Annotated in this window: 11 protein-coding genes; 8 read left to right on the top strand and 3 right to left on the bottom strand. The window is 33.7% G+C overall.

Translation table 11 applies throughout. The features are described 5' to 3' along the window. Positions 1 to 168 precede the first annotated feature (168 nt). The 3 genes from Aba26S_RS06905 to Aba26S_RS06895 are packed head-to-tail and all read right to left on the bottom strand — an operon-like array spanning position 169 to position 3,919. Positions 169 to 2,361, bottom strand: a complete 2,193-nt coding sequence (locus Aba26S_RS06905; RefSeq protein ID WP_043970946.1) for a polysaccharide biosynthesis tyrosine autokinase — start codon at positions 2,359 to 2,361, stop codon at positions 169 to 171. Positions 2,362 to 2,382: 21 nt separating this feature from the next. Further along, positions 2,383 to 2,811 (bottom strand): low molecular weight protein-tyrosine-phosphatase, encoded by a 429-nt coding sequence (locus tag Aba26S_RS06900; protein ID WP_043970945.1) that lies wholly within the window; start codon positions 2,809 to 2,811, stop codon positions 2,383 to 2,385. A 1-nt stretch (position 2,812) separates the two neighbouring features. Next, the gene (locus Aba26S_RS06895) at positions 2,813 to 3,919 is read right to left on the bottom strand and encodes a polysaccharide biosynthesis/export family protein (protein ID WP_043970943.1); all 1,107 of its coding nucleotides are present in this window, start codon (positions 3,917 to 3,919) and stop codon (positions 2,813 to 2,815) included. 740 nt (positions 3,920 to 4,659) lie between these two features. On the opposite strand from Aba26S_RS06895, the gene rfbB reads away from it, so the two are divergent. Genes rfbB through Aba26S_RS06855 form a run of 8 tightly spaced genes read left to right on the top strand, consistent with a single transcriptional unit; the run spans position 4,660 to position 12,824 of the window. Beyond that, positions 4,660 to 5,718: a dTDP-glucose 4,6-dehydratase gene (gene rfbB / locus Aba26S_RS06890; RefSeq protein ID WP_043970941.1), complete on the top strand. Its 1,059-nt coding sequence runs from the start codon at positions 4,660 to 4,662 to the stop codon at positions 5,716 to 5,718. After that, on the top strand, positions 5,718 to 6,590 hold the full coding sequence (gene rfbA / locus Aba26S_RS06885) for a glucose-1-phosphate thymidylyltransferase RfbA (RefSeq protein ID WP_043970939.1): 873 nt from the start codon (positions 5,718 to 5,720) through the stop codon (positions 6,588 to 6,590). The genes rfbB and rfbA overlap by 1 nt, the downstream gene beginning before the upstream one ends. A gap of 1 nt (position 6,591) precedes the next feature. Continuing rightward, positions 6,592 to 7,446, top strand: coding sequence for a WxcM-like domain-containing protein (locus tag Aba26S_RS06880; RefSeq protein WP_081408438.1), 855 nt, complete (start codon positions 6,592 to 6,594; stop codon positions 7,444 to 7,446). After that, positions 7,446 to 8,561, top strand: coding sequence for a DegT/DnrJ/EryC1/StrS aminotransferase family protein (locus Aba26S_RS06875; protein ID WP_043970937.1), 1,116 nt, complete (start codon positions 7,446 to 7,448; stop codon positions 8,559 to 8,561). The genes Aba26S_RS06880 and Aba26S_RS06875 overlap by 1 nt, the downstream gene beginning before the upstream one ends. Next, on the top strand, positions 8,562 to 9,821 hold the full coding sequence (locus Aba26S_RS06870; RefSeq protein ID WP_043970935.1) for an O-antigen translocase: 1,260 nt from the start codon (positions 8,562 to 8,564) through the stop codon (positions 9,819 to 9,821). After that, the gene (locus tag Aba26S_RS06865; RefSeq protein ID WP_043970933.1) at positions 9,818 to 10,699 is read left to right on the top strand and encodes a glycosyltransferase; all 882 of its coding nucleotides are present in this window, start codon (positions 9,818 to 9,820) and stop codon (positions 10,697 to 10,699) included. The genes Aba26S_RS06870 and Aba26S_RS06865 overlap by 4 nt, the downstream gene beginning before the upstream one ends. Before the next feature lie 29 nt (positions 10,700 to 10,728). Next, the gene (locus Aba26S_RS06860; protein WP_145980621.1) at positions 10,729 to 11,961 is read left to right on the top strand and encodes a hypothetical protein; all 1,233 of its coding nucleotides are present in this window, start codon (positions 10,729 to 10,731) and stop codon (positions 11,959 to 11,961) included. Beyond that, entirely contained in the window at positions 11,958 to 12,824 is an 867-nt protein-coding gene (locus Aba26S_RS06855; RefSeq protein WP_043970928.1) for a glycosyltransferase family 2 protein, read from the top strand. Before Aba26S_RS06860 ends, Aba26S_RS06855 begins: the two co-directional genes overlap by 4 nt.

Here is a 12,824-nt window from a genome sequence, read left to right as displayed (position 1 = left end):
AAGTGAGATTTTAATAAAAAATATGGCATTGATCTTAGCATGTATAGGTTGGGGCATTGAATAATTAACCGCAAAAATGCGTGTGTTTTTTATAAGATTTATGTTTTACAGGTATCAAATAAAAAGCCAGATCCGGAGATCTGGCTTTGCACATTCAGTTAGAAGGTATTAATTATCTTTTTGCGCCGTGTAGGCATAAGCATAATTATATCCACCCCCAGCACTCGAACGTTGAATGTCATTGAGAATAAAGCCATTGACTTTAACCCCAGCTTGTTCAAAGCGATTAACACTCAGTTCTAGCTCTTTCATTTGCGATTTTGCGAAGCGGGCAATCATCAAATTCACACCGACATATTGAGAAATAATAATCCCATCGGTAACCGCTAAAACAGGCGGTGTATCAATAATAATATGATCGTAGAGCGGACTTAGTTGTTCTAAAAGTTCTTTAAAGAAAGTAGAGCTCAACATCTCAGATGGATTGGTTGGGCTTTTACCACGACTAATCACATCCAAGTTTTCAACATTCGTTTTATGCAGAACCTGTTCTAAGCTAACTTGTTGGCTTAACAGTTCTGATAGGCCTGGGGTTACCTCTAGATTAAAGTATTTATGCATATAACCGCGGCGCATATCGGCGTCGATTAGTAATACACGTTTATTACTTTGCGCAAATATCGTTGCCAGGTTAGTCGAGACAAATGATTTACCGACTTCTGGTGCTGGACCAGAAATCATGATGATATTATTTTTTGCATTGCTCAAAGCAAAATGAATCGCGGTTCGAATACTTCTTAAGCTTTCAATCGCAATATCATCGCTATGTTTGACCGCCAAAATAGGAATCGATTTTTTCTTTTTCAAGATACTCATACGAGTTTCCTGAATAGGTGAACGGGGTACAGTGGCGTAAACAGGCAAATCAAACTCATTCTCGATTTGCGCCGAATCTTTAACACCAGTTTGGAACATATTCCGAATCAGGGCGATTAAGACTCCAATAAAGCCACCAACTAAAATTGATAAAATTAAGACAATTAACTTTTGTGGCTTAACTGGTTTAACTGGTTCAACTGCTGTATCAATAATGCGGACACTGCCAATTTCACCTGCATTGGCAATTTTTAATTGTTGGTAAGAGTTGAGTAATGAGGTATATAACTCCGTATTTACCTTTACATCGCGGTAGAGCTGTAAATAGAGGCGCTGTGTTTCTGGGAGTTGGGTAAGACGATTGTTTAAATCGGCTATTTTTTTATTCAGTTCAGTAACTTGCGCATCAATTTGACGAATTAATGGATGGTCATTGGTATATTTGGCTGATAGTTCAGCTTGTTTTTGTTGTAATTCAATTTTTAACTTTTCTAAATCAATGTTTTGTTTTAGAAGAAGTTCTGATTCAGCATTGACGTCAACAGTTTTATATTTTTCGCGGAACTGATTGAATTTAATTTCAGAATCTTCGAGCTGTTTTCGAAGCTCAGGAAGTTGTTTTTCTAAAAACACTAACGTTTGTTTAGATTCCAATGATTTACGTTCAATATTTTGCTGATGGTATACATCTAAGACGTTATTTAAAATTTGAGTGATTTGTTCAGGGTCTTGACCAAGATAGCTTAGCCCAATGACGCCAGTCATTTTTCCTTTTTCTGAAACAGAGTATATTTCATTAAACTTTTTAACGGCTGTTGGTAGTGCAAATTTAGACAAGGTGTAACTTTGCTTTGACAGATCTCCTTGAGCATTAATTTCAACAGCCCATAAGCCTTTGTTAGTTTCTAATATATTTTTTTGGTTAAGTTTGCCATTAAATACGATTTGGTTTTTATATATAAAATTGAAGTGATTAGAATCTTTAAACTCTAATTTCAATGGCTTATCTAAATAATATTCAGGCACAGTCAATTTTTTAATGATTAAGCTATTCTGCTGATTTGTATAGGTTACAGCATCATGTTGATATGTGAGCCTACTTTTACTCTGAGATAGCATCCGATCTATAATACCTGATGTATTATCTTTAATTGCAATATCAAGATTAAGATTATAAATAACTTTTCCTAAAACCATTCTTGAATGTAGGATTTCAATCTCCGCATCAGCAGGCGATTTTTGACCTATACCACCGGTCACTTTAGAGAGATCTCCAAGAAGAGCAGCAGATGCTGCACCTTTACTTTCCTCAACTTGTACCATTGCATCTACAGAATAGATATCTGATGTAATGCGTAAATACAATATTGCACAAATCAAACTTAAAATCACACAGAGTGTAATTATTTTCCATTGTGCAATTAAAGAAAAGAATAACTCTTTTAAATCAATCGTATCTTCACTAATTTTAGAATTTTGGTTCATAATGTTGCAACTAATACAGAATTATAATCGGTTACGCCAATCTTGCACATAGCTTTGGATGTTATGACAAGTTTGATCAAAAAATGCTTGGTCATGTTGGTAGGGATCAGGAACATTTTTTTCTTGCCAATGCCCTAATCGGAAAACTTTACCTTTTGCAAATGGCCAAGTTTGTTCAATATGCTTTTGTTGATTATTACTCATGACTAGAATAAGATCATTTTGCTTGATTAATTCAGCATTCAGCTGACGAGCAATATGCGATCGCATATCGATATTCAATTTGTCCATACAATAAATCGCTTTGGCATCAGCAGGATTGCCAACTAGGGCAGCAATACCTGCTGATGAAATATTTAATGTTGGATGCTGAACTTTTAAGTAATACTCTGCCATAGGGCTTCGGCAGATATTACCGACACAGACGACTAAGATATTTTGTAATTGCATTCTAGTTCTTACCAAGTCGATCAAAGCTATATAGAGCACTAGAGAATGGAATGACCTGATTCATGATACGCTGCCAGCGTGTTAAACCAGTTGCATCGATATAGACAATATCATTTTTCTGCATTGCAAATTGATTGGCTAATGCCAGGTTACCGAAGTTACTAAGATTTAAATGGTAGACTGTAGATTTATGAGTGTTGAGGTCTGTACGCATTACGTAAATTCGTGCTGCGCTTGCTGAATAAGGATTAATACCTTCACTTTCGCCAAGGACATCACTTAAGGTCATACCTTGATCACGCAGACTGATCGCTTGGCTACGACTAGACTCACCCATGACATAAAGTTTTTGATTTTGCTTGGTATTCACAAAAATGGTATCGTTGGGTTGAATTAATAGCTTGTGTAAAGAGTAGCCATTTTTTTCAAGCGAAATGAGATCTAGATCATAGGTAAGGCCATTACGAATCAGTTGAATTGCTGTGCTATCCCCAGTCTCAGTTTTGATACCACCAGCCATACTTAATGCGGTATATAAACTAATCGGTTGGTCTTTTAAGGTATATTGCCCGCTACGCATAACCTGACCATTTACAAAATAGCGATTGCCTTCATAGGATAGAACGCGAACAACAATGTCTGGTGCTTTTAAATATTTTGCGAATTGACTATGTAAAAAGCGATTGATTTCAGGGAGTGTTTTACCTGCAACATGCACTTGACCGACTAGAGGAAGCTGTACATTTCCACTGGTATCAATAGGATATCCGCTTGCTTGAGCCGATTCAGTATTATTAATATTATTTACTGGTGGTGTGATTTCAGGATAAGCCCATAATTGAATAGAAAGTACATCACCAGCGCTTAAGCGATATTGATAATGCTGTGTGTTAAATAAGGGGCCGAGATTTTTTTGAGGAGAATTCTTCTCATTAATTTGATTGAGTAAGTTTTCTTGTGTAAGTTGAACAACGGCAATATTGGCACCTTGGTCAGTCTTATAGCTTCCCTCACTTGGTAAATCATATGTTTGAAGGCCAGAAGTTATTGCACAACTCACTGTGCTGAGACTGACTGCAAGAATTGAGAAAAGCTGTTTGTACTTCACATGAAACCCTTAATTATATTTTATCTGTTAAACCCTAACTCGCTATTGCCAATCAATAGGGAACACAAAGTGCATCGATTTTAGCTGAAAAGCGGGAGAAATCATAACACTCTTTTAAACTAGTAAAAGTTATAAATGTGTTCAACTAATTTAAAGATTGTAGAAGTTCTAAACAATTGCTAGAAGTTACTTCTGTAGGAAACGGAGGGTGCTTTTTTATAAGTTCGTAGCAAGGTGAATTTTTTTAAATATTTAATAATAGTGAACTTTTTTTGATTTTATTCGACTCTTAGTCTGGTTTTTTTTCTTTTATCACCTCTATTTGAGTCATTGTAATATTCGCTTGATGATTAGAATTACTAATGATTTGGTTCCCGCTCGTACAGTTTTTGTGAAGGTACTATTTTTAAAAAAACAAGTTATTTGTAGCTACATTAAGGCCTTCTTTGATTCGCACTGATCTATCTATTTGATCTGATTTCAATACCATAATGAAATATATAATTCGTTAGCATTAGAAAAGTAGGCAATTGCTGAGTATATCTTCTACAACCTTAATGTTTAAAAGTAAAGAAATGATAAGAAAGATAGCCTAACAAAGTGACAAAATTTGTTATATGATGTCGTGAAATAGGGCTCGACCGCTAAAACTTAACTTAAAACTGTGTAATTTTAATGTCTAAATAATTTAATGTTGAAAGTATAAGATGTGGTCAAATTTTAAGATGTGGTAAGAAAGTATGCGAATATTGTTAACAGGTGGGGCTGGATTCATTGGTTCTGCCGTGGTACGTCACATTATAAAAAATACGAGTGATGAAGTACTCAATGTAGATAAGCTTACCTATGCTGGGAATTTGGAATCATTAAAAGAAATTGATCAGGATCCACGGTATCATTTTCAACAAGTTGATATTTGCGATGCTGAAAAATTAGAACATGTTTTTGAACAGTTCCAGCCAGATGCTATTATGCATCTGGCTGCTGAGTCACATGTTGATCGATCTATTGATGGTCCTGCTGAATTTATTACAACAAATATTGTTGGAACTTATACAATATTAGAAGTTACACGCAAGTACTGGTTACAATTAAGTGAAGAGAAGAAAACTTCTTTTAAATTTCATCATATCTCAACAGATGAAGTTTATGGTGATCTAGAAGGTACAACGGACCTATTTACTGAAACAACCTCTTATGCACCAAGTTCACCTTATTCAGCGAGTAAAGCAAGCTCTGATCATTTAGTGCGTGCTTGGCATAGAACGTATGACTTACCAACGGTGGTAACGAATTGTTCAAACAATTATGGGCCATACCACTTCCCTGAAAAGTTGATACCTTTGGTGATCTTAAATGCGCTGGATGGCAAAGCTTTACCGATTTATGGTAAAGGTGACCAGATTCGTGATTGGCTATATGTCGAAGATCATGCCAAAGCCTTGTATAAAGTTGTGACTGAAGGGAAAGTTGGAGAAACTTATAATATTGGTGGTCATAATGAGAAACAAAATATAGAAGTTGTAAAAACAATTTGTAAAATTTTAGATGAATTAAAACCACAAAATAATCATCAGCCTTATGAGACATTAATTACTCTCGTAAAGGACCGTCCAGGACATGACTTACGTTATGCAATTGATGCTGCAAAAATTGAAAGAGATCTAGGCTGGAAGCCTGAGGAAACATTTGAAACAGGTATTAGAAAGACTGTTGAGTGGTATTTAAATAACTTGGAATGGTGCCGTCGAGTACAAGATGGTAGTTACCAAAGAGAAAGACTAGGTGTAAGTGCATAATGAGTACAAAGGGTATAATTCTGGCAGGTGGTTCAGGGACACGTTTGTATCCAATCACAAAAGGTGTTTCAAAACAATTGTTACCAATTTATGATAAACCAATGGTTTATTATCCATTGTCTGTGTTGATGTTGGCTGGTATTTGTGAAGTCCTTATTATTAGTACACCAGAAGATATAGATGGTTTTAAACGATTATTGGGTGATGGCTCACAGTTCGGTGTAGAGCTAAGCTATGCGATTCAGCCAAGCCCAGATGGCTTGGCTCAAGCATTTATTCTTGGTGAAGAATTTATTGGTGACAGTAATGTCTGTTTAGTCCTTGGTGATAATATTTTCTATGGTCAAGGTTTTACACCAATGTTACGTCAAGCCGTAGCACGCCAAAAAGGTGCAACTGTCTTTGGTTATCAAGTAAAAGATCCTGAGCGCTTTGGTGTTGTTGAGTTTGATGAGCAAAAACGAGCAGTTTCATTAGAAGAGAAACCAAAACAGCCAAAATCGAACTTTGCGGTTACGGGTCTTTATTTTTACGATAAGGATGTTGTAAAAATTGCTAAACAAGTAAAACCTTCAGATCGTGGTGAACTTGAAATTACGACAGTGAACCAGATGTATTTAGATCGTGGTGATCTTAATGTAGAGTTACTTGGACGTGGTTTTGCTTGGTTAGACACAGGTACGCATGCCAGTCTGCTCGAAGCAGCACAGTTTGTTGAAACCATTGAAAAGCGTCAAGGTTATAAAGTAGCTTGCCTCGAAGAAATTGCACTCCATAATGGTTGGTTGACGAAAGCTCAGGTGTTAGAGATTGGCCAAAGTATGAGTAAAAATGACTATGGACAGTATTTGATTTCGTTGGTAACTGAATAAAATGAGCCTTGTAAAATTAATTGACTTGCCGAGTTTTGGCGATGAAAGAGGTGGCTTGGTTGCGATTGAATCTAATCAATCAATTCCTTTTGATGTAAAACGTTTGTATTACATCTTTAAAACCTCAACAAAACCGCGTGGCTTTCATGCCCATATTGGTCTAAAACAAGTTGCAATATGCTTGAAAGGCAGTTGCAGATTTATTTTGGATAATGGGTTTGTCAAAGAAGACGTTATTTTAGATAACCCCACCCAAGGCCTTGTTATTGAAGGGCTAATTTGGCGTGAAATGCATGATTTTTCAGAAGATTGTGTATTGTTGGTGTTGGCGAGTGAGCATTTTACAGAGCAAGATTATATTCGAAATTATGATGAATTTCTTCAGGTTGTAAATCAGCCTTATATTCATCCATTATCAGATGTTAAATCTAAGAACATTGGTCAAAAAACAAAAGTTTGGCAATATAGTGTGATTTTCCCACAAGCAGTTATTGGTGAAAATTGTAATATTTGTGCACATACGATGATCGAAAATGATGTACAAATCGGCGATAACGTCACAATCAAATCTGGTGTTTACGTTTGGGATGGGATTACATTAGAAGATAATGTCTTTATTGGTCCTAGCGTTACTTTTACAAATGATAAAACCCCCCGCTCAAAACAATATCCCGATGAATTCTTAAAAACTGTAGTTGAACAAGGTGCAAGTGTCGGCGCCAATGCTACTATTTTACCGGGTATAAGAATTGGTCAGAATGCATTGGTTGGTGCTGGTGCAGTTGTAACCAGAGATGTCCCAGAAAATGCAATTGTGGTAGGAAATCCTGCGATTATTAAAGGCTATGTGAAATAATGATTCCCTTCTTAGATTTAAAAAGTATAAACGGCCAATATCGTGCAGAGTTAATTGAAGCTTGTACTCGTGTTATAGACTCTGGATGGTATATAGGTGGTAATGAGTTAGCCCAATTTGAGCAAAGCTTTGCGGACTACTGTGGAGCGAAATTTGCAATTGGTGTAGCAAATGGTTTAGATGCCTTGATTCTGACTCTTCGTGCGTGGAAAGAGTTGGGGAAATTGGAAGATGGTGATGAAGTAATCGTTCCATCAAATACTTATATTGCAAGTATTTTGGCAATTACCGCAAATAATCTGACCCCGGTTTTGGTTGAACCAGATATTAATACTTATAATATCGATCCCAAAAAGATTGAAGCGGCAATCACTCCGAAAACAAAAGTCATTTTACCCGTTCATTTATACGGACAATTGGCAGAAATGCCTGAAATTATGACAATTGCAAATCAACATAATTTGCTCGTTTTAGAGGATTCCGCACAGTCTCATGGTGCTGAAATCAACGGAACAAGGGCTGGAAACTGGGGGGATGCTTCTGGCTTTAGCTTTTACCCTGGAAAAAATCTGGGGGCGCTAGGAGATGCAGGTGCTGTAACAACGAATAATGAAGAGCTTGCAAAGATGTTACGCGCTCTTCGAAATTATGGTTCCCACGAAAAATATAAAAATTTAGTGCCTGGCGTAAATAGCCGCCTTGATGAGATTCAGGCTGCCATGCTGGATATAAAATTGAAATATTTGGATCAAGATGTGGAACATCGTCGTAAAATTGCACAATGGTATTTACAGAATATATCAAACCCTTTAATTAAGCTGCCATTGGAACATAAACATGCTGAGAAATATCAGCAGCATGTTTGGCATTTATTTGTAATCCGTACACAACATCGAGAGGCTTTGCAAGAATATCTGGCTGAACATGGCGTACAGACTTTAATTCATTATCCTATTCCACCACATAAACAGCAGGCTTATAAAGAATGGAGTGATTTAAGTTATCCTGTATCTGAACAGATTCATGCTGAAATAATGAGTTTACCTATTGGCCCTACTTTAAGTGTGGAAGAAGCTGAAAAAGTAATTCAGCTCTGTAATAGTTTTAAAGCTTAAATGAATTTATTAAAAACAAGTATATTAAATGGAGTTGCTGTTTTAATTAAAACAGCAACTATGTTTATACTTAATAAAATTTTGGCTGTTTATGTTGGTCCAGCTGGTTATGCGGCTATTGGACAGTTTCAAAATTTTATACAAATGGTGACAACTTTTGCTGGCAGCGCTATTAATACTGCAGTTATCAAATATACTGCCGAGTATTATGAAGATGAAACCAAACAAAAGGATGTATGGAAAACAGCAGGCAGTATTGTTTTACTTTTTAGTTTAATTTTTTCATTAATTATACTAATTTTTCAAAAACAGCTTTCTGTTTATATTTTTCATACTGATCTTTATCAAACGGTTTTTGTTTGGTTTGCTGTATTTTTGACCTTTTTTACCTTTAATGCACTTTTTTTAGCTATTTTAAATGGTAAAAAAGAGGTTTTAAGATTAGTTACCGCAAATATTGTAGGCAGTATTTTTTCTTTAGTGGTAACAAGCCTTTTAGCTGTAAAATATGGTTTATATGGTGCTTTGGTTGCACTTTCAATTTATCAATCTTTAGCTTTCTTAATAACCCTATTTTTATGTTACAAAGCTAATTGGTTTAAGTTGTCTTATCTATTTGGGAAAATAGATAAAGTGATTGCTAAAAAAATTGCAGCTTTTGCTTTTATGGCGTTGGTCAGTGCAGTTTGTGTTCCTCTTTCCCAAATGGCTATTCGAAGTTATTTAACATATGAGTATGGTTCAACCTACGCAGGGTATTGGGAAGCGATGATACGCCTAAGCGCCGCGTATCTTATGTTAGTTACTACAACGTTAGGCGTGTACTATTTACCTAGACTTTCTGAGCTTTCAAAAATTGAAGAGATAAGGAAAGAAATTTTCTTAGGATATAAATTTATATTTCCATTGGCTATCGTCGGTGGTTGGGTTGTCTATTTGCTAAGAGATTGGATCGTAGCTATTTTGTTTACTAAAACTTTTTTGCCAATGCGTGACTTATTTCTTTGGCAGATGATAGGTGATTCTTTAAAAATTGGAAGCTGGGTCTTAGCATATCTGATGCTAAGCAAAGCAATGACTCGCTTATTTGTAACAACTGAAATTATTTTTGCAATAACCTCTATTCTACTAACTTATGTATGTACACACATTTTTGGTTTTGAGGGCGTATCAATTGCTCATTTAGTCAATTATGGGATGTATTGGCTAGTAATGAGTTTTTTTGTTTTTAGGGTTTTAAAAGAAAGGTTTGATCAATGAATGAAGTGGCAGCCCCTTTAGTTTCTATTGTTATACCATGCTATAACCATATAGATTTCGTTCAAGATTCTATTCAGAGTGTAATTGATCAAACGTACCAAAATATCGAGCTTATCATTATAGATGATGGTTCAAAAGATGAATCAGTCTTAAAAATAAAGGAAATGATAGAAAAATGTGAGAGACGTTTTACTCGTTTTGAATTTAGGCATAGATCAAATAAAGGATTAAGTGCTACATTAAACGAAGCATTGGAATGGTGTCAGGGTGAGTATTTTTCGGTTATAGCATCTGATGATAGAATGTTGGAGGATAAAACACAGGTTCAGGTTCATCATTTTTTGGACAATAAAAATTGTATAGGTGTATGTGGTGGTACTGAAATAATTGATGAAAGTGGAACAGTCCTTAATCGTATAATATCAAAGAAGAAATCATATAGCTTTGATGAAATTATAATGTTAAAGCATGACCTACCTGCACCAACTCAGATGGTAAGATTAAAATGTGTAAAGGAAACAGGTGGATATAATGTAAAAGTTAAGCTTGAAGATTGGTATATGTGGTTATTATTATCAAAAAAAGGCGAATTACATTATATTCCTCAAATTTTATCACAATATAGGTCGCATGAAAATAATACATTCAAGCAAATTAGTACTATGTATGATGGACGGATACAGGTTTTAAGTTTTTATACTGATGAGCCATTATATCAACGAGCAAAAAAAAGAGTAGGCTGGTTAAAAGCTTGTGAATTAAGTTTACAGTCCAAAGGGAAAGCATTTAAAGAAATGGCTAAAATTTTAAAAGAGTCACCTCTAGATGTTTTTTCTTATGATTTTATTCGTTTTGTATATTGGCTTTCTATTAAATAGAGTATTTATAAATGTTGGTGGTTAATAAGTTGAATAAAGAAAGTATGATAAATTCTGCTATTGTCTTTATGTTTGTATTATTCCATATTTTTAATTTAAAAATTAATTTTCCACCATATAATCTCATATTGATTAGTGCTTTTTTTTCATTTTTTTTCATTTTTTTAAAAAAATTTAATTTTAATCCTAAATTTTATATTGTACTTTTTTTTATTTTTATACAGCTTTTAGTGTTGTTGGTTTCTTTTTTAATTAATCAGAATGTAGATTTTTTCTTTTTTAAAGAAATTATTTTATATGAAATAGTAAGTGTATTTTCATCATACTTTATTACGAATGCTTTTTTTGGGAAAAGTGAGGATAGATTTAATAGGGTTTGCTTTTTTATATTTATTGCTGTTGCCTTTCAATTGGTTCTATCTTTTTTAGGATATATAAACTCCAGTATCTTTAATGTTTTATTTGCAATTTTTGATCTTGGAGATGAAAATATTATAAGTCATTTAAGTGAAGAAAGGATGGTAGGTGTTGGAGCCTCTTTTTTTGGTTCTGGAGTAATTGATTGTTTGATACTAGTTTTAATAGCTAGTTTTATTGTAACAGAAAAAAAGTCAAGAAAGAAAATATATCTATTAATGGTATATTTTATTGTTGCGATATTGGGGATGTTAAGTGCGAGAACAACAAGTGTTGGTATTGTTTTAAGTCTTATCATAATATTTGTGAATTTTAAAAACATTAAGTTAAAGTTTTTTTTATTTAGTTGTTTGTTATTTTTTATATTTTTACTAAGTAATGTTAATAGCTTTAGTGATACAAAGTTAGGAAATTTGCTAAATTTTTCTATAGGATTTTTAATGGATTTTAAGGGTTCTAATGCATCAAATTCAACTTCAGATTTAGTAACTATGTATTCCAAACTTCCTGATAATATTAAAACTTGGTTAATCGGCGATACATTATATAGGGATGGATATGGTTATTATAAAGGAACAGATATAGGGTATTTTAGATTTATTTTTGCAACTGGCCTATTAGGTCTTGTGATTTACTGCTTGTTTATTATTTATTTGGTTTTTAATATTGACTCTGAAAGAGTTACTTTGTTTTCAAAGTTTTTAATAATTTTGCTTTTTTTTGTTTTAATGGGTAAAGGTGTAACTATATTTTTCCCAATTTTATTGCTACTATATTTTTCATCAAATCGCTATGCTACTAAAAGTGGTAAGAGAAAAATAGCTTATAAAGGTTTAGATAAATGATTTCAATTGGTATTCCTATTTATAATGCTGAGGATTATTTGGAAGATGCTATTAAGTCAGTTTTAGCTCAGTCATTTAAAAATTTTGAGCTAATTTTGATAGACGATGGGTCTACAGATAATTCTTTAGCTATTGCAAAATCGTTTAATGATCCTAGAATCCGAATTTATACCGATGGTACAAATAAAAAATTACCATTTCGTTTGAATCAAATTATTCAGTTAGCAAAATATGATTATATTGCTCGTATGGATGCAGATGATCTTATGGATGTTGATCGATTAAAAAAACAATTCGAATATTTAAAAAATAACCCTGGTATAGATTTGGTTACTACTGGAATGTATTCTATAGGTAAGCATAATGAGATTTTAGGTAAACGTATTCCTAATAATAAAATGATGACAGCTAGTGAAATTCTAGGTGGAATAACAAATTTATTACATGCATCAATGTTGGCAAGAAAAGAGTGGTGTTTGAGAAATCCGTATCGTGTTGATAATGCATTGGCAGAAGATTATGAGTTATGGCTGTCTGCTGCAATTAAAAAAGATTTAAAATATAATGTTATTCAAGAGCCATTGTATTATTATAGAGAAGTTGAAAATGTAAAAATTGAAAAAATGATCAAGGGTTATAATACACAAATTGAGGTTATTAACCATTATTCAGATGGTGTTATTTCAGATCATGATCGAAAAAAAATAATAAGAAAATTTCAAGTTAAAAAAATAATTGTAAAAATATTAAATGCAATAAAATTAATGTCGATTTTACAAAAACATCGCGTTGCTAAGATTTCTGAAGATGATTTAAACAGATATACTCAAAATATGGATTATATTCAACAAGTGGGGAAATGA

Source organism: Acinetobacter sp. NBRC 110496 (assembly GCF_000876115.1).
GTDB lineage: Bacteria > Pseudomonadota > Gammaproteobacteria > Pseudomonadales > Moraxellaceae > Acinetobacter.
This window is presented reverse-complemented; position numbering and strand designations above follow the sequence as displayed.